This window comes from Streptomyces lacrimifluminis, from assembly GCF_014646095.1.
Classification (GTDB): Bacteria; Actinomycetota; Actinomycetes; order Streptomycetales; family Streptomycetaceae; genus Streptomyces; species Streptomyces lacrimifluminis.
Map to the genome: position 1 here is coordinate 432,823 of NZ_BMMU01000004.1, position 23,467 is coordinate 456,289.

General features: G+C 70.9%; 22 protein-coding genes. 6 read left to right on the top strand and 16 right to left on the bottom strand.

Annotation, left to right across the window (positions count from 1 at the left end; genetic code table 11):
* Positions 1–10: 10 nt before the first annotated feature.
* The 3 genes from IEY89_RS09630 to IEY89_RS09640 form a co-directional block, all read right to left on the bottom strand.
* Positions 11–1,276 (bottom strand): NAD(P)/FAD-dependent oxidoreductase, encoded by a 1,266-nt coding sequence (locus IEY89_RS09630; protein WP_189146866.1) that lies wholly within the window; start codon positions 1,274–1,276, stop codon positions 11–13.
* 206 nt (positions 1,277–1,482) lie between these two features.
* Complete coding sequence (locus tag IEY89_RS09635; protein ID WP_189146867.1) at positions 1,483–2,844, bottom strand: deoxyguanosinetriphosphate triphosphohydrolase; 1,362 nt, start codon at positions 2,842–2,844, stop codon at positions 1,483–1,485.
* Positions 2,845–2,991: 147 nt separating this feature from the next.
* A complete protein-coding gene (locus IEY89_RS09640) occupies positions 2,992–3,900 on the bottom strand; it encodes a sirohydrochlorin chelatase (protein WP_189146868.1) in 909 nt (302 codons plus the stop codon).
* 221 nt (positions 3,901–4,121) lie between these two features.
* On the opposite strand from IEY89_RS09640, the gene IEY89_RS09645 reads away from it, so the two are divergent.
* Positions 4,122–4,826 carry a SanA/YdcF family protein gene (locus IEY89_RS09645; protein WP_189146869.1) on the top strand — a complete coding sequence of 235 codons (705 nt, stop codon included), beginning with the start codon at positions 4,122–4,124 and terminating at the stop codon, positions 4,824–4,826.
* A gap of 207 nt (positions 4,827–5,033) precedes the next feature.
* On the top strand, positions 5,034–7,142 hold the full coding sequence (locus IEY89_RS09650; RefSeq protein WP_189146870.1) for a molybdopterin oxidoreductase family protein: 2,109 nt from the start codon (positions 5,034–5,036) through the stop codon (positions 7,140–7,142).
* A 27-nt stretch (positions 7,143–7,169) separates the two neighbouring features.
* Here the strand turns inward: IEY89_RS09650 and IEY89_RS09655 are convergent, their stop codons facing one another.
* The 8 genes from IEY89_RS09655 to IEY89_RS09690 all read right to left on the bottom strand — a co-directional run bounded on the left by IEY89_RS09655 (position 7,170) and on the right by IEY89_RS09690 (position 15,538).
* Positions 7,170–8,360 (bottom strand): cytochrome P450, encoded by a 1,191-nt coding sequence (locus IEY89_RS09655; protein ID WP_189146871.1) that lies wholly within the window; start codon positions 8,358–8,360, stop codon positions 7,170–7,172.
* Positions 8,361–8,887: 527 nt separating this feature from the next.
* The gene (locus IEY89_RS09660) at positions 8,888–10,324 is read right to left on the bottom strand and encodes an alkaline phosphatase family protein (protein WP_229695123.1); all 1,437 of its coding nucleotides are present in this window, start codon (positions 10,322–10,324) and stop codon (positions 8,888–8,890) included.
* On the bottom strand, positions 10,321–11,487 hold the full coding sequence (eboE, locus tag IEY89_RS09665; protein ID WP_189146872.1) for a metabolite traffic protein EboE: 1,167 nt from the start codon (positions 11,485–11,487) through the stop codon (positions 10,321–10,323). The genes IEY89_RS09660 and eboE overlap by 4 nt, the downstream gene beginning before the upstream one ends.
* Before the next feature lie 7 nt (positions 11,488–11,494).
* Positions 11,495–12,361 carry a TatD family hydrolase gene (locus IEY89_RS09670; RefSeq protein ID WP_189146873.1) on the bottom strand — a complete coding sequence of 289 codons (867 nt, stop codon included), beginning with the start codon at positions 12,359–12,361 and terminating at the stop codon, positions 11,495–11,497.
* Between the two features lie 2 nt (positions 12,362–12,363).
* On the bottom strand, positions 12,364–12,981 hold the full coding sequence (locus tag IEY89_RS09675) for an EboA domain-containing protein (protein ID WP_189146874.1): 618 nt from the start codon (positions 12,979–12,981) through the stop codon (positions 12,364–12,366).
* Positions 12,982–13,091: 110 nt separating this feature from the next.
* On the bottom strand, positions 13,092–13,940 hold the full coding sequence (locus IEY89_RS09680; RefSeq protein WP_189146875.1) for a sugar phosphate isomerase/epimerase family protein: 849 nt from the start codon (positions 13,938–13,940) through the stop codon (positions 13,092–13,094).
* A gap of 49 nt (positions 13,941–13,989) precedes the next feature.
* Positions 13,990–14,919, bottom strand: coding sequence for an SCO3242 family prenyltransferase (locus tag IEY89_RS09685; protein WP_189146876.1), 930 nt, complete (start codon positions 14,917–14,919; stop codon positions 13,990–13,992).
* A 205-nt stretch (positions 14,920–15,124) separates the two neighbouring features.
* Complete coding sequence (locus tag IEY89_RS09690; RefSeq protein ID WP_189146877.1) at positions 15,125–15,538, bottom strand: gamma-glutamylcyclotransferase family protein; 414 nt, start codon at positions 15,536–15,538, stop codon at positions 15,125–15,127.
* A 227-nt stretch (positions 15,539–15,765) separates the two neighbouring features.
* On the opposite strand from IEY89_RS09690, the gene IEY89_RS09695 reads away from it, so the two are divergent.
* Positions 15,766–17,391 (top strand): M4 family metallopeptidase, encoded by a 1,626-nt coding sequence (locus IEY89_RS09695; protein ID WP_189146878.1) that lies wholly within the window; start codon positions 15,766–15,768, stop codon positions 17,389–17,391.
* Between the two features lie 157 nt (positions 17,392–17,548).
* Entirely contained in the window at positions 17,549–18,346 is a 798-nt protein-coding gene (locus tag IEY89_RS09700) for an SAM-dependent methyltransferase (protein WP_189146879.1), read from the top strand.
* A gap of 74 nt (positions 18,347–18,420) precedes the next feature.
* Here the strand turns inward: IEY89_RS09700 and IEY89_RS09705 are convergent, their stop codons facing one another.
* From IEY89_RS09705 to IEY89_RS09720, 4 genes are all read right to left on the bottom strand, one after another.
* Positions 18,421–18,747: an antibiotic biosynthesis monooxygenase family protein gene (locus IEY89_RS09705; RefSeq protein ID WP_189146880.1), complete on the bottom strand. Its 327-nt coding sequence runs from the start codon at positions 18,745–18,747 to the stop codon at positions 18,421–18,423.
* Between the two features lie 196 nt (positions 18,748–18,943).
* Positions 18,944–19,459, bottom strand: coding sequence for a hypothetical protein (locus tag IEY89_RS09710; protein ID WP_229695124.1), 516 nt, complete (start codon positions 19,457–19,459; stop codon positions 18,944–18,946).
* A 314-nt stretch (positions 19,460–19,773) separates the two neighbouring features.
* Positions 19,774–20,094: a hypothetical protein gene (locus IEY89_RS09715; protein WP_189146945.1), complete on the bottom strand. Its 321-nt coding sequence runs from the start codon at positions 20,092–20,094 to the stop codon at positions 19,774–19,776.
* Between the two features lie 246 nt (positions 20,095–20,340).
* On the bottom strand, positions 20,341–20,943 hold the full coding sequence (locus IEY89_RS09720; protein ID WP_189146881.1) for an NADPH-dependent FMN reductase: 603 nt from the start codon (positions 20,941–20,943) through the stop codon (positions 20,341–20,343).
* Positions 20,944–21,228: 285 nt separating this feature from the next.
* On the opposite strand from IEY89_RS09720, the gene IEY89_RS09725 reads away from it, so the two are divergent.
* Entirely contained in the window at positions 21,229–21,780 is a 552-nt protein-coding gene (locus tag IEY89_RS09725; protein ID WP_189146882.1) for a GVDTG sorting domain-containing protein, read from the top strand.
* 183 nt (positions 21,781–21,963) lie between these two features.
* Entirely contained in the window at positions 21,964–22,608 is a 645-nt protein-coding gene (locus tag IEY89_RS09730; protein ID WP_229695133.1) for a class F sortase, read from the top strand.
* A gap of 12 nt (positions 22,609–22,620) precedes the next feature.
* Here IEY89_RS09730 and IEY89_RS09735 read toward each other — a convergent pair whose 3' ends face one another.
* A complete protein-coding gene (locus IEY89_RS09735) occupies positions 22,621–23,406 on the bottom strand; it encodes a sulfite exporter TauE/SafE family protein (RefSeq protein WP_189146884.1) in 786 nt (261 codons plus the stop codon).
* Positions 23,407–23,467 lie beyond the last annotated feature (61 nt).

Below are 23,467 nucleotides of genomic sequence, written 5' to 3' on the forward strand. Positions count from 1 at the left end.
CCTGTCCCGGTCACGGGACGAGGCTGTCCAGTGGTACGTGGGGGTTCGCCAGGGCCTCCGTGTCCACCTGGGACCGGGAGCGGATGAGCTGCTGGATGGGCTCTGTGACGTCCCACACGTTCACGTTCATCCCGGCCAGCACCCGGTCCTCCCTCACCCAGAAGGCGATGAACTCGCGCTTGGCCGCGTCTCCCCGGATCACCACCTGGTCGTACGAGCCCGGGGGCGCCCAGCCCGAGTACTCCATGCCCATGTCGTACTGGTCGGAGAAGAAGTAGGGCACGCGGTCGTACGTGGATTCGCGGCCCAGCATCGCGCGGGCCGCCGCCGGGCCGCCGTTGAGGGCGTTGGCCCAGTGTTCGACACGGAGCCTGGTGTCGAACAGGGCGTGGTGGAAGGCGGCCACGTCACCGGCCGCGTAGATGTCGGGGTCGGAGGTGCGCAGGCGTTCGTCGACCGCGATGCCGCCGCCGTACGCGCGGTCGGCGAGGGTCAGGCCGGCCGCCTCCGCCAGGCCGGTGCGCGGCGCGGCTCCGATGGCCGCCAGGACGTCGTGGGCCGGGTGCTCCTCGCCGTCGTCCGTACGGGCCGCGAGGACCATGCCGTCCTGGCCGACGATCTCCGTCAGGCGGGCACCGAAGTGGAAGCGGACGCCGTGCTCGCGGTGCAGCTCGGCGAAGAGGTTGCCCAGCTCGGGGCCGAGCACCGAGTGCAGCGGGGTCGACTCCGGCTCGACGACGGTCACCTCGGCGCCGTACTCCCGTGCCGCCGCAGCGACCTCCAGGCCGATCCAGCCGGCGCCGGCGATCACGATGTGGCCGTTGTCGCGGCCCAGGGCGGCCAGAACGCCCTTGAGCCGCTCGGCGTGCGCGAGGCGGCGCAGATGGTGCACGCCGGCCAGGCCCGTTCCGGGGATGTCGAGGCGGCGCGGCTCGGCACCGGTGGCGATGAGCAGCTTGTCGTAGTGGACGAGGGTGCCGTCGTCGCCGAAGCGGACCGTCTTCGCCGTACGGTCGATGGCGTCGACGGTCTGGCCGAGGTGGAGTTCGATGTCGTTGCGCGCGTACCAGGCCGGTTCGTGGACGAAGACGCTGTCGCGCTCCTCTTTGCCGAGGAGGTAGCCCTTGGAGAGCGGGGGCCGCTCGTAGGGGTGGTCGCGTTCGTCGCAGATCAGTATCACGCGGCCGGTGAAGCCCTCCGCCCGGAGCGTCTCGGCCGCCTTGGCGCCGGCCAGTCCGCCTCCGACGATGACGAATGTCTGATCCGCGTCGACCACTTCATGCCTCCTCGTAATACGGATGCCGCGTGTTGTTCGTGCCGCGTGTTGCTCGTGCCTTGTGTACGGATGCCCCCTGGGGAGCGTCCCGCACGGAGTGTGATGGGGGAAGAGGGTGTGGCCCGATCAGGCCACGCAGGGTCACATCTGTGTCATATGCGGTTGATGCAGGGCCACTTGGAAGCCACATACAGGTCATATACGGGTCATATGCGACCCCTCAGGCGCGCGTGCAGCGAACGCGCCGACGCGTCGGTGAGGGACGCGATCTGGTCGACGATCACTCGCTTGCGCTCCCGGTCGTCCGCCGCCTCGTCGAACAGCGCGCGGAACTGGGGGTCCAGGCCGTCCGGAGCGCGTGCGGTGAGTGCCTCGGCGAGTTCGGCGACGACGACGCGCTGGTCCGCGCGGATCAGTTCCTGTTCGGCGCGCTGCATCACGTACCGGTCGGCGACCGCCTTGAGGACCGCGCACTCCAGCCGGGCCGCGCGCGGGACGACCAGTTCCGCCGCGTACCGCGTGAGCCGGCCGGGGCCGTACGCCGCGCGCGTGGCGCTCTCCGCGGCCAGGCAGAAGCGGCCGATGAGCTGGCTGGTGGCGTCCTTCAGCCGGGCCTGGGCGACGGCCGTGCCGTCGTAGCCGTGCGGCCACCACTCCTGGTCGAGGAGACGGTCGAGAGCTGCCGCGAGTTCGGCGGGGTCGGTGTCCGCGGCCACGTAGCGGCCGGTGGCGACCCGGAAGATCTCCTGGCGCTCGGGCTCGGCGTGCAGACAGTTGGGGTCGACGTGACCGGCGTGCAGACCGTCCTCGACGTCGTGCACCGAGTACGCCACGTCGTCCGCCCAGTCCATGACCTGGGCCTCGAAGGTCGTCCGGGTCCCGGGGGCGCCCTGGCGGACCCAGTCGAAGACCGGTCGGTCGTCGTCGTAGACGCCGAACTTCGGGGAGGCCGGGTCGGTGGGGTGCCCGCCGCGCGGCCAGGGGTACTTGGTGGCGGCGTCGAGGGTGGCCCGGGTGAGGTTGAGACCCACGCTGACGAGGTCGTCGGCGGTTCCGGATCCGCCCCTGGTCTCAAGCCGTTCGCTGCGCACGAAACGCTTCGGTTCGATCCGGGTCAGGAGCCGGAGGGACTGGGCGTTGCCCTCGAAGCCGCCGCAGTCCGCCGCGAACTCGTTGAGCGCCTGTTCGCCGTTGTGCCCGAAGGGCGGGTGGCCCAGGTCGTGCGAGAGACAGGCCGCCTCGACGAGGTCGGGGTCGCAGCCGAGGGCGGCGCCCAGTTCGCTGCCGACCTGGGCACATTCCAGGGAGTGCGTGAGGCGGGTGCGGGGGCTGGCGTCCCAGACCTGGCTGCGGGTGCCCGGCGTGACCACCTGGGTCTTGCCGGCCAGGCGCCGGAGCGCGGAGGAGTGCAGTACGCGGGCTCGGTCGCGTTGGAAGGCGGTGCGGCCCGGTCGTTTGTCGGGTTCGGCGGCCCAGCGGGCGGCTGCCGCCGGGGGGTAGGCGGTGGGGGTGTTGTCGTTCTCGGGGGGTTGGGGGGTGCGGGTTGTGTTGGTGCGTGTGCCTTCCATGGTTCGACAGTAAGCGCAGGTACTGACAATTTGGGCGTGTGTGTGCGCCTGCGCGTCTGCCGGGGGCTGTTGCTCTGCGAGTACCGGCGCGTTGTGGCTTGTCGCGCCCACGCGGCGGAGCCGCACATCGAATACAGCCTCGCGCCCCTATCGGGCCGAGGCCAGTTCTCGGGTCAGGGACATCTCTGGGGCCGCGACCGCCTGGTCGTAGCGGTGGAGGATCAGGTGGGCCATGGACGGGTGGGCGCCCAGGGGGGCCGAGGCGATCCAGGGGGCGGCCTCGGCGCATTCCGTGGCGAAGCGGCCCGGGGCGGTGAAGTAGGAGGCAACGGCGACGCGGTGACGGCCACGGGCGGCCAGGGCGCGCACGGCTGCGGGGACGGTCGGCGCTGCGGTGGTGGCGTACGCCGGGACGACGGGCACGCCCAGGCGGTCGGCGAGGAGCTGGGCGGTGCGGCGGGTGTCCACGTCCGAGTCGGGGTCGCGGGAACCCGCGGCGGCGAGGACGACCGCGCTCGTCCGGCGCTGCTCGTCGGTCATCCGGGTGCGCCAGCCGGCCTCGACGAGGCGGGCGTACAGGGTTTCGACGAGCAGGGGGTGCGGGCCGAGCGGCGCGGCCACACGCGTGCGTGCCGATGCCGCCGCGGCCATCTCCGGGATGTCCTGCTTGACGTGGTAGCCGCGGCTGAGCAGCAGCGGTACGAGGACGGCCTCGGCGGTGCCGAGGCCCGCGAGCGTGTCCGGGAGCAGGGGCGCGTTCAGCTCGATGTGCCCCAGGTGCACGGGCAGGTCGGGGCGCAGTTCGCGGACGCGTTCGGCGAGCGCGCCGACGGTGCTCAGGGCTCGCGGGTCACGGCTGCCGTGGCCCACCAGGACGAGTGCGGGCGGGGCGGGGCGACGGCTGCCGTCGAGCGGTACGAGGCTGAGCTGGCTGCCGAGGTGGCTGGTGATCCGGTCCATGATTCGCGCCGTCCTGTCGAGGTGGGCGCCTCCGGGCGGCCGGGGGCTCTGCGGGGGCTGCGTGGACTCGTCGTAAGAACGGGGCGACGACGTCATGTACCGATCGTGACGGCAGGAGGTTGCCACGCCGTTGCGCATGAATGACGGGTCTTTTCCGGGGGTTCACGGTGAGGGGCAAGGGGTGTGTGAGGTGGATTGACCTGCGGTCTTTCGCGAGCGAGTGAAGCTGGTCACGTCGGGAGGGATGAACCGGGGCGGTGTCGGGGGCGTCTTCCTTGGTCGAAGGCCACCGCGGTCACCTGAGGAGGACCCGTCCGATGAGCAGCCCGAAGGCGCGTGGATCGTGGGTGTCCTTGCGTTCGCGTGTGCGTCTGCCTCGTACGCGGACCGGGCAGCGGCGGGCCGTGCAGGCCGTGATGTCGCTGTGCGTGCTGGCGTTGTTGCCGGCCACATGGATGTTCGTCGCCGCGGGTGACCGGCTGCGCGATGTCTCGGACGCGCCGCGTACCGATGTCGCTGTCGTCTTCGGTGCCGGTTTGTGGGGCGAGGAGCCGTCTCCTTACCTCGCGCACCGGTTGGACGCGGCGGCGGAGCTGTACCGGGCGGGGCGGGTCAGGGTGGTGCTCGTCACCGGGGACAACAGTCGCGAGGACTATGACGAGCCGGATGCGATGCGGGCGTATCTGACACGGCACGGGGTGCCGGACGGGCGGATCGTGAGCGACTACGCCGGGTTCGACACGTGGGACTCCTGTGTCCGGGCGAAGAGGATATTCGGGGTCGACCGGGCGGTGCTGATCAGTCAGGGGTTCCATATTCGTCGTGCTGTCGCGTTGTGCGAGGCGGCGGGGGTGGACTCGTACGGGGTCGGGGTCGAGGCCAAGCATGACGTGACCTGGTACTACGGCGGGGCGCGGGAGATCTTCGCGGCGGGCAAGGCGGCGGTGGATGCGGTGTTCGAGCCTGATCCGCGGTTTCTGGGGCCGGTGGAGGTGGGGGTTCAGCGGGCGTTGGGTGGGTGAACACGGCGGCCCGCGGCGGAGCCGCTGACGGATGGGGCCGCTCCCGCCGCCCCTACCCGTCCCGTCCCTCTCCCGGAGGGGAGACCCCCAGACAGGCTGAAGAGCCAGGGAACCTCACCGGCGGGCCCGGGTCCCCGGGAGGTCCCCGTGCCTGCTGCGTAACGGGGGACGTTCCGAGGTGTAACACGGGCGCCGCACGCTGGCGGTATGGAGACCTCCGTGACGCCCACGCACTGCCCGTACTGCGCCCTGCAGTGCGGTATGAACCTCACGCCGGCAGCAGGCGGGGGCGTCACGGTCTCCGAGCGCGTCGACTTCCCGGTCAACCGTGGGGCCCTGTGCGGCAAGGGGCGCACCGCACCCGCCCTGCTGTCGCCGGCGCTGCGACTGACCGAGCCGTTGGTCCGGCGTGACGGGGTCCTCGTACCCGTCACCTGGGAGGAGGCTCTCGACCGGGTCGCCGAGGGACTGACCCGCACGCGTACGGAGCATGGCCCGGACGCGTGCGGTGTCTTCGGCGGGGGCGGGCTCACGAACGAGAAGGCCTACGCGCTGGGGAAGTTCGCGCGGGTCGTTCTCGGGACCTCCCAGATCGACTACAACGGGCGTTTCTGCATGTCGTCCGCCGCCGCTGCCGGGAACAAGGCGTTCGGGATCGACCGGGGGCTGCCCTTCCCGATGGAGGACATCCCCAAGACCGGGTGCGTCATCCTGGTCGGCTCCAATCTCGCCGAGACCATGCCGCCCGCTCTCCGCTATCTCACCGAACTCAAGGAGAACGGGGGAACGCTGATCGTCATCGATCCGCGTCGGACCCGTACCGCCGAGCAGGCCGATCTGCATCTCGCGCCGCGTCCCGGTACCGATCTCGCGCTCGCCCTGGGCCTGTTGCACCTGGTCGTGTCCCAGGGGCGTACCGACGAGGCGTTCATCGAGGAGCGGACGAGCGGCTGGGAGGAGACGCGTGCTGCGGCAATGGCCCACTGGCCGGAGTACGTGGAGCGGATCACCGGGGTGCCCGTGCCCCAACTCCGGGAGGCCGTACGGATGTTCTGCGCGCCGGCCAACGCGATGGTGCTCACGGCGCGCGGGCCCGAGCAGCAGTCCAAGGGGACGGACACGGTGGGCGCGTGGATCAACCTGTGCCTGGCGACCGGGCGTTCGGGGCGGCCGTACTCCGGATACGGGTGCCTGACCGGGCAGGGCAACGGGCAGGGCGGGCGTGAACACGGCCAGAAGGCCGACCAGTTGCCCGGCTATCGCAAGCTCACCGACCCGGAGGCGCGGCGCCATGTGGCCGGGGTGTGGGGTGTCGACCCGGACTCGTTGCCCGGGCCCGGGTTGAGCGCGTACGAACTCCTGGACGCGCTCGGCTCCGACATCCGTTCCCTGCTGCTGATGGGGTCCAACCCGGTGGTGTCCGCGCCCCGGGCCGCGCACATCCAACAGCGCCTGGAATCCCTGGACTTCCTGGCTGTCGCGGATGTCGTGCTGTCCGAGACCGCCGCGCTCGCCGATGTCGTCCTGCCCGTGACCCAGTGGGCGGAGGAGACCGGTACGACCACCAATCTGGAGGGTCGGGTGCTGCTGCGTCGGCAAGCCGTGAGTCCCCCGGACGGGGTCCGCAGCGATCTCTACGTTCTGCACCAACTCGCCGCCCGTGCCGGGGTGGAGAAGGGGTTCCCGGTCGAACCCGAGGAGGTCTTCGAGGAGTTGCGCCGGGCCAGCGCGGGCGGGATCGCCGACTACTCGGGGATCACCTACCGGCGGCTCGCCGAGGAGAACGGCGTCTTCTGGCCCTGCCCGGCACAGGACGACCAGCCGGACGGGAACCGGTCACAGGCCGCCGCGCATCCCGGATCCCCCCGTCTCTTCCTCGACCGGTTCGCGACCGAGGACGGGCGGGCCCGGTTCGCGCCCGTGACGTACCGGCCGATCGCCGAGGAGCCGGACGCCGAGTACCCGGTGCTGCTGACCACCGGGCGGGTCGTGGCCCAGTACCAGTCCGGGGCCCAGACGAGGCGGGTCGACGAGCTGAACGCCGCCGCGCCCGGGCCGTTCGTGGAGCTGCACCCCCGGCTGGCCGCGCGGCTGGGCGCCGGGGAGGGGGACGCCATCGCCGTCGTGTCCCGGCGCGGGCGGGCGGTGGCGCCGGCGCGGATCACCACCGCGATCCGCCCCGACACCGTCTTCATGCCCTTCCACTGGCCGGGCGAGGGCCGGGCCAACACGCTGACCAACCCCGCCCTCGACCCCACCTCACGGATGCCGGAGTTCAAGGCGTGCGCGGTACGGCTGGAGACCGTACTCCCTTGAGGGACAGGCGAGTTGGAGGTCGTCGTACTACCAGGTGACCGGCAGGGCGCGTACTCCGTGGACCGCGCGGCCCTCGTGGGCGTTCACCTCGGCCGGCGCCGTCAGCCGTAGGCCGGGCAGGCGGCGGAACAAGGTGGGCAGGGCGATCTGGAGTTCGGCGCGGGCGAGGGACTGGCCGAGGCAGTTGTGCAGGCCGTGGCTGAACGTCAGGTGATGCTGGGACTCCCGGGTGATGTCGAAGGTGTCCGGGTCCTTGAACGCGCTGGGATCCCGGTTGGCGGCCTGGAGCGCGACGACGACACCTTCCCCGGCCCGTACGGTCACACCGCCGATCTCCACGTCCTGCGTGGCGATGCGCCGCATCCCGACGTGAACGACCGTGAGATAACGCAGGAGTTCCTCGACCGCTCCTGGCACCAGCTCCGGATCGGCTTGCAGCGCGGCCAGTTGGGCGGGGTGGGACAGCAGGGTCACCACGCCGAGCGACAGCATGCTCGCCGTCGTCTCGTGTCCCGCGATGAGCAGCATCACGGCAAGCCCGGCCGCCTCGGCGGCGGTTGCCTCGCCGGTGGCCACACGTTCGGCCGCGAGCCTGCTCAGCAGGTCGTCGCCGGGGTCGGCGGTCTTGGCAGCGAGCAGCTCCATGAGATACCCGAACAGCGCGCCCCAGCCCGCCCGCATCGCCTCGGGCCCGTCGGTCACGGTGGCGAACGCGGCGGCTTGGCGATGAATGAACTCCCGGTCCGCGTACGGCACTCCGAGGAGTTCACAGATGACGAGCAGCGGCAGCGGCAGGGTGAAGTCCTCCACCAGATCGGCGTCGGGCCCCTTGGCCACCAGGTCGTCGATGAGCCGGTCGGTCAACTGCTGGATGGACGGGCGCAGTTCCTCGGCGCGGCGGAAGGTGAAGTCGGGGATCAGCATCCGGCGCAGCCGGGTGTGGTCGGGCGCGTCCATGGCGAAGAGCTGGCCGGGGGTGGGAGGCGGCGGGGTCGGCTGGAGGCCGGGAAACCCCTCCCGGCGGTTCTCGGCGCTGAAGCGGGCGTCCGCCAGCACGGCACGGGCGTCCTCGTGCCGGGTGATCAGCCAGGGGGTGTTGCCGCCCCAGAGCGCGATACGGCTGATCCGGCCCTGCTCGCGCAGCAGCGTGAACTCGGCGGGCGGGTCGAGCAGGGCGGTACGCCGCATGGGGAGCGGGGGGAACGTGGTCTCGGACATGGTCGGTGTCTCCGCGTGGTGGGGGTGTGGCGTGGGCGGGGGGCGGGGCGGGGTAGTCGGTCTGGCGGGTGTGGTCGGGGCCGGGGGAGGTGGTCGGGGCATGGAGGGTGGTCGATGCAGGGGGCGTGGTCGAGGCCGGTGCGCGGGATGTGACCGAGGCCGGGGATGTGACTGGTGCGCGGAGGGTGGTCGGTCCGGGGGCGATCCGGAGGATCCAGGGGCCGGGTTTCCGGGGCCAGGGGGCAGCGAAGGGGGCGAAGGGGGGAATGTCCGGGTATCAGCGGCGCCTACGGCACGGCCGGTGCCCGGGCTGCCGTGCCCAAGCACAGGCGGCTGCCCAGGCACAGGCGGTGTGCCCGAGCCTGGCCTGCGCCTGCCGCACGATCGACGCCAAGCCCTGGTCGGGCCGAGGCAAGGTCAGTGCCTGGGCACGGCTGGCGCCCACACCACGGTCGGGGCCAAGCCACGGTCGGGCCCGAGACAAAGCCAGCGCCCAGGCACGGCTGGCGCCACACCGCCGTCGGGGCCTAGGCGTGCTCCGTGGGTGTGTCCGACGGCAGGCCGGCGAGTTTCAGGAGCAGGCCCTTGACGTCGGTGGCGGCGATGGCCTCGCTGCCGTGCTCCGGTTCGGAACAGAGCAGTACGGGGCCGTGGTCGGGGTCGCTCGGGAGGCGGCCGTGGCTGCCGCGGACGCCCGAGGGGTCCAGCGGGACGGTCTGCATGCGATAGCGGAACCCCAGCTTCTTGCGCGCGAGTTGACCGGCCGCGTGCAGTTTCACCGACGGGTTGGTGTCGTCCCACAGCAGTTCGGCGGGGTCGTAGCCGGGCTTGCGATGGATCTCGACCTGGCGGGCGAAGTCGGGGGCGCGGTCGTCGTCGAGCCAGTAGTAGTAGGTGAACCAGGCGTCGGCGTCCGCCACCGCGACCAGCTCTCCCGAGCGCTCGTGGTCCAGGCCCTGGGCCGCCTTGCCCATCTCGCCCAGCACCTGCTCCACACCGTCGAGTTCACCGACGATCTTGGCGACCTCCCGAACGTCGGCCGGGTCCCGGACGTAGACGTGCGCCAGCTGGTGGTCGGCGACGGCGAAGGCGCGGGAGGTCCAGGGGTCGAGGTACTCCATGCCGTCCTGGGTGTGCACCTCCAGCAGTCCGGCCCGGCGCAGGGCCCGGTTGATGTCCACGGGGCGGGAGACCGGAGTGATGCCGTACTCGCTCAGCGCCACCACCGTGGCGCCGGCGGCGAGGAAGTGGTCGATCAACGGGCGCAGGGCGTCGTCGAGTTGGCGGGCAGCGCGGATCGACGCGTCGGACTGCGGGCCGGAACGCTGGGGTTCGTAGTCCATCTCCGGGATGTAGACCAGGGTCAGGTCGGGGTCGTGTTCGTCGAAGATCTGGCGGGCGGCGCCCAGGATCCACTGGGTGGAGGGCATGCCTGCGTTCGGTCCCCAGTAGGTGAACAGGGGGAACGGGCCGAGGCGGTCGGTGAGTTCGTCGTGCAGGGAGGGCGGCCAGGTGTAGCAGTCGGGTTCCTTGCGGCCGTCGGAGTAGTAGATCGGGCGCGGGGTCACCGTCCAGTCGACGTCGGCGCCCATGGCGTACCACCAGCAGATGTTGGCGACCGTGTAGCCGGGCGACCGCTTTCGGGCCGCGTCCCAGATCTTCTCGCCGCCGACGAGGGCGTTGTGCTGCCGCCAGAGCAGTACTTCACCGAGGTCGCGAAAGTACCAGCCATTGGCCACCGCGCCGTGTGTGGAAGGGAGTTCGCCGGTGAGAAAGGTCGACTGGGCGGTGCAGGTGACGGCGGGCAGCGTGGTGCCGAGGGTGGACTGGAAGCCGCGGTCGCCGAGGGCGGCGACGGCGGGCATGTGGCGCAGGAGGGCGGGGGTGAGACCGACGATGTCCAGCACGACAAGTCGGTTGGTGTTCGGGGTTTCGATCATGAGGAGTTCCCTGCGGCCGGTCATGAGTGGTCCTCTTTGAGGCCCAGGCCGGTCAACCGGTCGCGGGCCCAGACGAGTTCGGCGGCTATGCCGGCGGCGAGGTCGGCGGGCGGGCGGGGCAGGACGGACCAGGTGTAGGTCTCGACCTCGATGTGGTCGCAGGCGGCGCGCGGGCCGCCGACAAGTCCGGTGAGGACGGTGGTGAGTTGGTCGGCGGTGGTGCGGAGGGGTGGTTCGGGCTCGGCGTGCAGCGGGGCGTGGAAGTGCGTGCGCCAGGGGCTGTCGGCGCCGGCCGCCGGAAGCCCGCCGCCGTCCAGGGCGTCCGGCAGGTCATCGACGCCGACTACCCGCCCCTCGCTGACCGTTCGCGTCTGGTGCAGGAACCGCCGTTCGGCCAGCTCCCGCAGGGCTGCGCGGGCGCGCGGGTCGGTCGGGTCGGGAGCCTCGACCGCGCAGGACGCCTGGAGTTTCACGATCGGCAGGCCGGCGTCGGCCAGCCGCCCGAGTGCTTCACCGGGCTCCTCGAACTGGACGGCGAGATGGCAGGCGTCCAGGCAGACACCAAGATAGTCACGGTCCACGTCGGCGAACTCCCGTACCGCCTGGGTGGTGGTCTCCACGACGCACCCCGGTTCCGGTTCGAAGCCGACTCGGATACGGCGGCCGGTGTCCGACTCCAACTCCGTCAGCCCTTCCGCTAGTTGGTCCAGAGCGCGGTGGGCCGTGTCCGCGCGCTCTGTCGCCCACGGGGTGCGCCAGCCGAGCGGGAGGGTGGAGACGCTGCCGCGTCGCGCGTCGGCGGGAAGGAGGGCGGCGAGGACGCGGGCGCAGTCGAGGGTGTAGGCGAGACGGGCCGGGTCCGCCCAGTCGGGGAGGTAGACGTCCTTCTTGACGACCTCGCGGTGGAACCCCTCGTACGGGAAGGCGTTGAGAGTGACCGTCTCCAGGCCACGCGCCGCGAGTTCACCCTTGAGGGTCGCCAACGCCCTTTCGTCGGCAGCTAGTTCACTGACGGCAGCGCGGGCCAGCCAGAGGCCGATGCCGAGCCTGCCGACGCCGAGCCGTTTCCGTACGGGTTCGGCGTGAGCGCCGAGCTGGGCGACGACCCCGGCGAGGTCCTCGGCCTGGTGGACGTTGCTGCAGTACGCGAGGTGGACGGGGGTGCCGTCGGGGTGGAGGAAGCGCACGGTCGGCTCACTCTCCCCCGCGCCGGATGGAGTTGCCCTCGAACGACGAGGTCTCGTCGGGCTTCGGCTCACCGTCCGTGACGTCCAGGTCGAGGCGTCCGCTCTGGCCGTAGAAGGCGACGGGGTTGCGCCACAGGACGCGGTCGACGTCGTCGTCCGTAAAGCCGTCGGCGAGCATCGCGTCGCCGGTCCTACGTGTCTTCAGGGGGTCCGAACTACCCCAGTCCGCAGCCGAGTTGATGAGGACACGGTCGAGGCCGTACTCCTGGAGGATGCGGACCATGCGGTCCTCGCTCATCTTCGTCCTCGGGTAGACGGAGAACCCGGCCCAGCAGCCGCTGTCGAGGACCATGCCGACCGTCAGCTCGTTGAGGTGGTCCAGGACGACGAGTTCGGGGGCGATGCCCGACTCCCGTACGACGTCCAGGGTCCGCCGGGTCCCGGCCGCCTTGTCGCGGTGCGGGGTGTGGACGAGGGCGGGCAGGCCGTGCGCGACGGCGAGTTGGAGCTGACGGGCGAGGACCTCGTCCTCCTCCTTGGTCATCGAGTCGTAGCCGATCTCCCCGACGGCGACGACCCGGTCCTTGGCGAGGTAGCGGGGCAGTTCGTCGAGGACGGGGAGGCAGCGCGGGTCGTTCGCCTCCTTCGGGTTGAGGGCGATCGTGCAGAAGTGCTGGATGCCGAACTGGGCGGCCCGGTACGGCTCCCAGCCGAGCAGCGAGTCGAAGTAGTCGTAGAAGGTGTCGGGCGAGGTGCGGGGCTGGCCGAGCCAGAAGGCGGGCTCGACGACGGCCCGGACCCCGGCCGCGTACATCGCCTCGTAGTCGTCGGTGGTGCGGGAGGACATGTGGATGTGGGGGTCGAAGATGCGCATGGTCACATGGCTCCGTGGGTGGTGGTGAAGGGGCGCACCAGAGGGGCGATGTCCTCGGGTACGGGGCGTCCGGCCGCCGTCCGTTCGCGGGCGAAGTCGCCGAGCATGCGGGTGAGTTCGGCGTCGGCGCGGTCGTGGAGTCCGGCGACGCGGGCCAGCGGGATCTCGCAGAAGACACACTTGAGGACGGCCTGGCGGTACTCGTCCGCCGGGAGGTGGGCCGCCGCGTACGGGCCGAGGGCGGCCTCGATCAGCGTGTTGTCGTTGCCGCGCAGGGTCCCCCGTACGAGATCCAGGAACCGGCCGGTCCCCTCCCGGTCGATCTGTGGCAACGCCCTTAGAACGGCGCGCTGTTCGGCGGGGTCGCCGTAGCGGTGCAGCGCTGCCACCTCGTCGGCGAGGGCCTGGTCGCGCAGGGGCAGGGCGGCGAGGAGCAGCACGCGGGCTGCTTCGTCGATGGTGCGGCCGTCGGGCAACGGGCCGCGTCCGCAGTGGCGTCGGACGGCGGGGAAGCGGGTGCGGATGGCAGCGGGGTCGGCGGCGACCTCGGCCAGGGCGGTGTCGAGCCAGGCGCGGGCTTCGGGGGTGAGGGGCAGAGGGGATGCATCGGAAAGCGGCATGGCGCGGTTCCAGAAAGGGAGTTGGAGGGGAAGACGGGGGCCGGAGAAGGCTGGAGAAGACCGAGGAGGGGATCGCGAAATTCTCGTGGACAAGTGGTGGGGCGGCAGCCTCAGGAGGCGAGCAGGCTGCGGGCCTCGGCGCGACGCAGGAACTCCAGGGAGCTGCGGGCGATGTCGGGGGCGTCCAGAGCGCCGCCCTGGATCTCGACGGACACCAGGCCGCGATGCCCGAGGTCGGTCAGCGCCGCCAGCACCGGCGGGAAGTCGATCTCGCCGGCGCCGAACTCCAGATGCCGGTGGACACCGCGGACCATGTCCTCGATCTGGACGTTCAGCAGGTGCGGTGCGGCCAGGTCGACGCAGTCGAGCAGCGACGGTTCCTCCACGCAATGGGCGTGTCCGATGTCCAGGGTGACGCCGAACAGCTCGTGCCCGCCGAGCAGTTCGCGCAGTCTCAGACACTTCCCGATCGTGTCGACGAACATGTGCGGCTCGGGTTCGAAGGCCAGCGCGACCCCGTACGCCTCCGCCGTCTCCAGCACCGCCCCGACGCCCGCGGCCAGCCGCCGCCAGGCCTCCGCCTCCGGGATGTCGTCCGGGGTCGGTCCGCTGCACAACTGGACGCTGGGCGAGCCGAGTCCGGCGGCGATGCGTACGGCACGTCGCAGCAGCTCGACACGGCGTTCCGGTCGGCCGGACATCAGCGTCGGCTGGTGCTTGCCCCAGGGGTCGAGGAAGTAGGGCGCCCCGGTCTCGACGGTGACGGTCAGCCCGAGCTTCGCCAACTGCTGCCCCACGGTGGCGACCTGGCGGTCAAGGTCGTCTGCGTACGGGTCGAGATGGTTGTGGTCGAGGGTGAGGGCGACGCCGTCGTAGCCCAGGTCGGCGAGGACGCCGAGGACGTCGGAGAGGCGGTGGTGGGTGAATCCGTTGGTGCCGTAGCCGAATCTCAGGCCCATGGCCCGCCACCCTTCGTCACACGACTCATGGGACAATTGATGACATGGCTCACGTCGGGGACACCCGCCTCGCCAGGCGCTGCGCCACCGGGTGCAGGGCTCCCAGGAGCGCGGCGGCGACGGGCGCTCCGGCGCGCGCCGTGAGCGCCGCCTGCAGGGGGACCATGGCGAGGATGCCCGCTCCCACCGCACGCCGTACGGAACTCGCGCGTGGATCGCGTACGGCCCGCACCTGGGCCCAGCCGTACGTCCCCAGGTAGGCGAGAACTCCGGCGGAGGCGACGGCTGTTCGGGCGACCTCCTCTCGGGGCAGGGTGCGCCGGGGCGGCAGAAGGGCCGGAAGTACGGAAGGCAGCACCGTCGACAGTGCCGTGGCAGACGACACGGCGAGCGTCGTGGCGGGCAGCCGCGCCGGTGCGCCGGAGATCTCGTGGCGGCTGAGGGCGGTGAGCGTGTAGGTGTGCACCCCGGTGAGGAGGGCGGGGACGGCGCCGCGAGCGAGCGCTCCGGCCGTGCCGCCCCCACGGGGCCCGTGCCACGGAGGGCTGCCGCCGCCGGCCACCGCGCCCGCCAGCACGTCGAGCGCACGCGCGCCCGCCATCGCCGCCGGACCGGCCGGAGTCGACTTCAACTTCAGGTCGTACGCCCAGATCAGCGCCGTCAGGGGCAGGGCGACGGCGAGTCCGCGTCGGCCGCCCGACACGGCGGCGAGTCCGAGGCCTGCGCCGGTCAGGCCGGTGGCGACGGCCAGCGCCGTCCGGCGCGGCACCCGGCCGGAGGGCACCGGCCGGGTGGGCCGCTCGACCGAGTCGACGGCGGCGTCGGCGTAGTCGTTGAGGGCCATGCCGGCCCAGTAGAGACAGACGGAGGACGCCATCGCGCCGGCCGTCCGGGGACCAAGGGGACGGCCCGCCGCGGTCGCGCCCGCCAGGATGTCGCCGGGAACACTCAGCGCGGCCGGGGCTCTGACAAGGCTCACCAGGTCAGAAAGTGGGGGCAGTTGAAAATTGGCGTGTTGCGGGGGCTGTCGGGAACCGGCGGGGGGAAGTAATTTCCGGTCACTCATGCGCCAATCATTACCGAAAATTATTGAAAGCTAATACTCTTGACCCATGTTGCTTCTTGTGAGGAACACGACAACTGGACCTCATTGACATTTCCTTCGTGTGACCATGCCGCCGCCTTCAGTAACGTGCCCGCCAGTCCCCGCCCTTGATGAGCCTTCCGTGCGCCCGCAACCGTGCGGCGACGATCGGGCCGGCGACGTACACCCAGGCACGTACGGCGCTCCCGTCGGCGTCGAGGGTCACCTGCCGCGCGACCCGCTCGTACAGACTGTGCGGGTCACCCGGTACGCACTCCTCCAACTCGTCCAGTTCGGCCAGCAGTTCGTCGTACTCATCCGGCGACGCCGCGACCAGTTCCCCGTGCACGACTCCGCCGGGTTCCGGCACGGCGTACGGGTAGCCGGGCCCGTCGTACAGCACCGCGTCCGCGAGCCGTCCCGGCCGCTCCGACTGTGTACGACCGCGCAGGAAGTGGTCGTGGTTGGGCTCGCCGGGGCGGAGGGTGCCGTAGACGAAGAACGGGAGTCTCACGCGTCGGTCTCGCATTCGTAAGGGCGGGTTCGTGGGGCGGATCGTGGGTTCGCGGGGCGGGTTCATGGGTTCGCGAGAGGGGTTCATGGGTTCGTGAGAGGGGTTCGTGGGGATGGGGAAACGATTCTCGCCATAAGTCGAGGTGAAGATGCCTTCGCTATGGACACGACATGTCATGAACCCTTAAATCTGAGCGTTCCCCGCCGTCTTCGTCCCCAAGGAGACCGATGACATCCTCCCGTCTCGCCGCGGCCGGTACAGCCGCCACCACCGCCGTTCTGCTGGCCGCCGCGCTCTCCCCCACCGCGGACGCGGCCGACAGGCCGACCAGGGACACCGCGATCAGGAACGCGGTGACGGCACTCGCGGACCAGGCCGCTCACCTGGGCCTGACCGCCGCACAGGGCACCACGGTTCGAGACGTCGTCATCGACAAGGACGGCAGCCAGCACGTCCGTTACGACCGCACCTACCGGCAACTCCCCGTCCTGGGCGGCGACTTCGTGGTCCACCTGACGCCAGGTGGCACCTACCGGGGTGCGAGCCGCGCCACGACCCGGCCTATATCCCTGTCCACGATCAGCCCGGCGGTGTCGGCCCCGAAGGCCGCCGACCTGGCGGCCTCGGCGCTGCGCGCGGCGAACCGGGGCGAGGCGCTGAAGAGGACAACCTCCAAGCCCCAGCTGGTGGTTGACGCCCTGCACGGCACCCCGAAGCTCGCCTGGCAGACGAACGCGGTGGCGCTGGACTCGGCCGGCAACCCGGTCGCCCGGACCGTGGTGACCGACGCGCGCACGGGCGCCCAGATCGACGCCTGGGACAGCATCGAGACCGCGACGGGCGACGGCAAGTCCCTGTACGGCGGCACGGTTCCGTTGGAGACGACGGTCTCCGGATCGACGTACCAGCTGAAGGACCCGACGCGCGGCAACACGTACACCGGCGACGCCGAGAACGGCACCGACCTGTGCATCTTCGGCATCTGCATCATCCGCGCCCCCGCGACGCTCTTCACGGACGCCGACAACCACTGGGGCGCGGGTGCGACGGCGGACCGGGCCTCGGCGGCGGTGGACGCGCAGTACGGCACCGACGAGACGTGGGACTACTACAAGGACACGTTCGGGCGCAGCGGCATCAAGGGCAACGGGGTCGGCTCGTACAACCGCGTGCACTACGGCAACAACTACAACAACGCCTTCTGGGACAACAGTTGCTTCTGCATGACGTACGGCGACGGTGACGGTACGACGTTCGGCCCGCTGGTCTCGCTGGACGTGGCCGGCCACGAGATGACGCACGGCGTGACGTCGGCCACGGCCAACCTGACGTACTCGGGCGAGTCGGGTGGCCTGAACGAGGCGACGTCGGACATCTTCGGCACGCTGGTGGAGTTCAACGCGGCCAACTCCACCGATCCCGGGGACTACTTGATCGGCGAGAAGATCGTCAAGCCGGGCTTCGGCCGGTCGGCGCTCCGCTACATGGACCAGCCGTCGAAGGACGGGAACTCCGCCAACTGCTGGAGTTCGGGCGTCGGGAACCTGGACGTCCACTACTCCTCGGGCGTGGCGAACCACTTCGCGTATCTGCTGGCGGAGGGCAGCGGCGCCAAGACGCTGAACGGTGTCAGCTACAACTCCCCTACGTGCAACGGCTCGACGGTCGGGGGCATCGGCCAGGCCAAGCTGGGTGCGATCTGGTACAAGGCGCTGACCACGTACATGACGTCGTCGACGAACTACGCGGGCGCCCGCACGGCCACGCTGAACGCGGCGCGTGATCTGTACGGGACGAGCAGCACGGAGTACGCGGCGGTGGGCGCCGCCTGGAGTGCCGTGTCGGTGGGCTGAGCCGGAGAGTGCGGGACGGGGGCCACCCCGGGAATTCGCCGGGGTGGTCACCGGGTTGCGTGCTGACTCGGGCAAGCGGGATACGTATGGTTGACCTTGGGCCTTAAGTTGAACCCTGCACCAATGCGCCCGCCGCGACCGAGGAGACGATGCCAGCATGTCCGAATTCGAACAGAGGATCGACACCTCGGTACCGCACTCCGCCCGCATCTGGAACTACTGGCTGGGCGGCAAGGACAACTACCCCGTGGACGAGGCGGCCGGCGACGCGTACACCGCCGTCTTCCCCGGCATCGTCACGATCGCCCGCAGCAGCCGCGCGTTCCTGGGCCGTACGATCCGCCATCTGGCCGGGGAGGCGGGCATCCGCCAGTTCCTGGACGTCGGCACGGGCCTGCCCACGGTGGACAACACGCACGAGGTGGCCCAGTCGGTCGCCCCCGACGCGCGCATCGTGTACGTGGACCACGACCCGCTGGTCCTGACCCACGCCCGAGCGCTCCTGACGTCGACTCCCGAGGGCGCGACGGACTATGTGGACGCCGAGCTGTACGACACGGACCGCATCCTGGAGGCGGCGGCCAGGACGCTCGACCTCACCCGCCCGACAGCCCTGATCCTGAGCGGCATCCTGGGCCACGTGGCGGACTACGAGGTGGCGCGCGGCATCGTCCGCGACCTGCTGGCGGGCCTCCCGTCCGGCAGCTACCTCTCCCTGAACGAGGGCTCGCGGGGCACGGACCCCGACTACGAGCAGGCGCAGGACGCGTACAACGAGACGGGCGCGGTGCCGTATTTCCTGCGGCCGGTGGAGCAGATCGAGGGGTACTTCGAAGGGCTTGAGCTGGTGGAGCCGGGGGTGGTCTCGGTGCCGTTGTGGCGGCCGGAGACGAGCGCGTCCGGGGTGGCGGCGCCGGCCATCGGTCAGCACGGCGGAGTGGGACGCAAGCCCTGACACGATCGTCCCGTGACGGATGTTCCGGCGCGCCGAGTACGGCTACTGCGGCTCGGCGCGCCGCAACGGCGGGCTCAGCCCTGCTTGGGGGCAGCCTGCTGGACCACCTCGAAGGACCAGAGCGTCGAGCCGGAGGCGGCGGGCTTGGGCTGCTCTCCGCCCGGGGACGCGGGGCGGTGCGCCGACTGCATCGGTCCCGCCATCCAGGCCTGGAAGTCCTCCTCACTGCGCCACCGCGTGTACACCAGGTAGCTGTCGGTGCCCTCGACCGGCCGAAGCAGCTCGAACCACTCGAACCCGTCCGACCCCTCGACGGCACCGGCCCGCGACGCGAACCGCTTCTCCAGCGTCTCGCGCTGCTCTTCGGGAACGGTGAGGACGTTGATCTTTACGATGCTCATGAGGCCCATCTTGCCGCAGGGTGCCGCTGACGGTTTCGCGCGGGGGCGTGGCAGGCACGGCTTGCGACTCCTGTTGGTTCGCGTTCGGACCTGCGCCGTGTACGACGTCCAGCTCGCACCGGACAGGCTTGCCGACAGCCGGCTCGGCCACGCCTCAGCCGTCGACGACGGCACCGACGATCACCGGCTCACGCCGTCAACCGTCTTCGCAGGCCCTCGCTTTGAACTCCTCGACCGGGACGGTGATCGCGGATTCCTCGCCCCCGTAGCGGACCGTTCCCGGCGTGAGCCGGTCCCGGTCGGTCAGGGTGAAGGTGACACCGCTCGACGACCACGAGTTGTCCTCGGTCCAGCCGTAGAGGGTGTAAGTGGTCCTGGCGGTAAGCGGTTTGAGAGATGTGGTCGCGGTCCAGCCTGCGGCAGGCGCGTCGAGGGTCCAGGTGGCGAGACCGGCCTTGAGGGGTCGGGCGGCGTCCCATGAACCGACGGTCACCTCACTGTCGTCGTCGGCGCCGGCCCCGTGGAGGGTCGCGCCGTCGATGTGATGTCCGCAGACCATCATGACGCCGACCAGATGACCGTCGTCGGTCACCGAGATGCCGGTGACGGCGTCAACGGGGACTGTGCACCCCGAGGTTGCGGCCAGGGCCGCGCAGGCAGCGAAAGCACCCACGACGCGCTGGACCAACGAGTACGAAACTGTCGGCTGCACAGCGCCCCCTGACCCGGGGTCACCATCTGTATCCCCGTACGCCGGATCGTAGGGACGATCCGCGTCCAACTGCCGCGCCGCCGCCTACCCGTTGCACCCTCGTTGTGGCCCCGTAGCCGGAGGAGACATCGCATCGACGCCGTAGGCAGGGACGATCGCGTCGCAGCGAGCGCGGTGACAGCCGGCCTCCCGGGCTGCGAGGCCGAATCCCCTTCGGTTTCGCCGGCATGCGCGGGCAGTGTCAGCCCGAAGGCTCCAACTCCCCTGGAACCGCACTGCACTTCAAGTCCGTCCGAATGGGATCCCGCCGTTTCCTACGCGGCGCCGGGACCGTCGAGGAAGCGGAGCAGTACGGCGGCCTCCGCACGGAGCCGTGCGGCTCGGTCGGCGTGTGCGGGTGCGGTCAACTGCGCCGCTGCCTCCAGGCGTTCGGCGGCCTCGGCGCGTACGACATCCTCCGCATCGCGCTCACTCAACTCGACCCGCGCCGCCTCGGTGGTGCCGGCCCCGACCGGCGACTGTTCAAGGGCTACGCCGCGGAGTTCGGCTTCGCCCACGGGCACCGCCCCGGCGTTGTCCAGCGCACCGAGTGTCGCCCGCAGTGCGCTCACCGCGACCTTGTCGCGGGCGCGCATCGCTTCCGGAAGTGCTTGACGCATACGAAGACGTACAGACATGCAGGTGACCTTATGGCGGCGCCCTATGGACCCACAACGTGACAGTCCCGCGCTGGGGTGATGTCGTCCCCCACGGAGGGGTGCGGCGAACCGGTGCGGACCGGCTGTTTCGTCGGAGGGGGTATGGGGATCTCGACGATGGTGTCCATGACCGGCATGGTCGCCGGTCATGGACCTGGGGCGCGGCAGGGGGACCCGGCCGCCCTACCCCCCGTACGCCCGAGCCGCCCTCCCCTCCCTCAACGTCCGCCCCCACCAAGCCACTTGCCCGAGCATCACGTTCGCCGCCGCGTCCGGCCCCGACGGGTCCCTCAGTTGCCCCTCCTCGTCGAACGACGCGCCCGCGTTGTGGAACGACACCGTGTCCCGGACCGTCGTCGCGTGGAGTTCCGCGAAGACCTGGCGGAGGTGCTCGACCGCGCGGAGGCCTCCGGAGACGCCGCCGTACGAGACGAAGGCGACCGGCTTGGCCTGCCACTCGGTGTAGTGCCAGTCGATGAGGTTCTTGAGACCGGCCGGGTAGGAGTGGTTGTACTCGGGGGTCAGGACGATGAACGCGTCCGCCGACGCCAGCTTCGGGGTGATCGCCGCCAGCTGGGCCTTCGCGTCCGCGTCGGTCGCGAACGTCGTCGGGAGAGCGGTGTCCGCGACGTCCACGACCTCCGCCACGACGTCGTCGCGTTTCTCCATCCGGTTCAGCAGCCATTCCGCCACCACCGGGCCGAAGCGGCCCTCGCGGTTGCTGCCGACGACGACGGTCACCCGTACGGGTTCAACAGATTCAGTCGATTCAGTGTGTGTCCGCATGCGGTACAGCCTCATACCTCAAGCTTTCTTGAGGTCAAGCCCTGGATTCGTCTCCCCTCCTCGTCACCCGTTCACACCCCCGGCCCCGCCCCTCCGGTTCTTTTCGCGACACGCCAGTCGTACGGCGGTGACCTGCCCGAATGCCGACGCGCCGGTCGTTTCCGGCAGCCCTCCGCCACCCGTTCACCGTATTCCTGACGGCCCCTCAGGGAGCGCGTCCGGACCCCTGCCACTTACCTCGGTAGCAGACCACCCCGTTCGCAAGCTCTCGGAGGAGCGAGCCCGATGCGACGTACCGCCGCCGCCGGTCTGCTGACCGGTACCGCGCTCGCCGTCGCCCTCACGGGGGCGGCGGTCGTGGCCGCGCCCGCGTACGCAGGCAGCCGCGGGACGCTGGAGGTGTACCCGGCGACCGTCACCCCCGGTACCCAGGTCACCGTCAACACGACGGCCTGCGGAGCGGGCGGTACCGCCGCCGGGGATGCCAGCGCGGTGGGCGCCGGGGCCTTCGTCCTCGCGCCCGGTACGCACAAGGAGGCCACCGTCGGGCAGTTCCGGGTACCGCCGGGCGCGCAGCCGGGGACGTACGAGATCGTCGCCCGGTGTGATGGAGAGGGGGACGGCCGACGGCTCAGCGGTGATCTTGTTGTCACGCTCACCTCGACCCGGCCGCCCGCACATCCTCCCGCGCACCCCAGGGGGAGTGTGAAGACGGGGGTCGGTGGCGCGCTCGGTCCCGACCCCGTGCAGACCGCGGCCGGCGTGGCGGCTCTCGCCGTCGCCGCCGCGGGCGGTACCTGGCTCCTGCATCGCCGGGCGAGAGGCGACAGGATCTGACGGACGTCCTCCGCCGCCCGTCAGCCGGTACCGCACGTCCCCTCCCCTCCGGGCCCGACGCCCCTCGCGGCCCGGAGGGGGGCAGGACGAACCATCAGAAACACAAGACGCATGAAGAGGCATAAGAAGCACAAGAAGTGCAAGAAGCATCAGGGTGGAACAAGGGGCATCCAGGAGGCCCCCGTGCGCAGACTCGCCAACCTCGCCATAGCCGTCGTCACCGTCGCCGCCCTCTGCTCGGGCGCCTGGCTGGTACGCGGCGGCGGTGCGACGCACGCCCCGCCGCAGCCGTCCGCCGCCCAGGCCCGTACGCAGCCCGCCCACCCGGAGTCCGCCGTACCGGAGTCCCCGGCCCTCGCACCCTCCCCGCCCCTGCGCATCCGCATCCCCGCCATCGGCGTGAACGCCCCGCTGATGGGCCTCGGCCTCACCCCCACCGGCAGCCTGGACGTGCCGCCCGCCGAGCGCGAGGACCTGGCCGGCTGGTACGAGGCCGGCACGGCGCCCGGCGAGACGGGCACCGCGATCGTCGCCGGGCACGTCGACAACGCCGACGGGCCGTCCGTCTTCTACCGGCTCGGCGCTCTGAAGAAGGGCGGCGCGATCGAGGTCGAGCGGCGTGACGGGAGCACCGCTCTCTTCACCGTGGACGCCGTCGAGGTGTACGACACGAAGGACTTCCCCGACGAGAAGGTGTACGGGGCCGCGAAACGGGCCGAGTTGCGGGTCATCACCTGCGGGGGCGGTTACACACCGGGGTCGGGTTACGACGGCAACGTCGTCGTCTTCGCCCACCTCACCGGCAGCAGCCGACACCCGTCGGGCTAGGCTTGAGCCCCGCTAGGCCAGCCACTGCTGGTACGCCAGATTCGCCACCAGCGTGAACACGACCACCAGCAGCACCACCCGTACGAACCCGCTCCCCTTCTTCAGTGCCGTTCGAGCCCCCACCATCCCGCCGGCCAGGTTGAACGCGGCCAGCAGCGCGCCCAGCTGCCAGTACACCGTGCCCTGCCAGGCGAAGATCGCCAGGGCGCCCGCGTTGGTGCAGCAGTTGACGATCTTGGCGGTGGCGGAGGCGGTCACCAGATCGAGGTGGAGCAGCGCGGTGAGCGCGAGGACCAGGAACGTGCCCGTGCCGGGGCCTATGAGGCCGTCGTAGAAGCCGACGCCCAGGCCCGCGAGTCCGATCGCGGCGAGGACGCGGCGCGCGGAGACCGGGGTGGTCGCGGGGGCCGTACCGAAGGCGGGCTTGAAGATCACGAAGGCGCCCACGCCGAGCAGGACGACCATGATGACCGGCTTCAGGACGTCCGTGCTCATACCGGCCGCCACGAACGCCCCGGCCGTCGACCCGGCGACCGCGGCCAGTCCGATGCGTACCGCCAGACGTACGTCCACCGGTGTCTTGCGTGTATACGTCACGGCCGCGCCCGTGGTGCCGACGATCGCCATGGCCTTGTTGGTGCCGAGCGCGTACTGCGCCGCCGACGACGTGTTCGGGAGCCCCAGCAGCAGTACGGGGATCATGAGCAGGCCACCGCCGCCCACGACGGCGTCGATCCAGCCGGCCGCGAGGGCGGCGGCACAGAGGGCGACGATCATGGGCAGAGATATGTCGGGCATGATCACGAGCTTAGGTGGCACGTCCGCCGGTGACGGCCACGGGATATCGTTCGTGCACCTC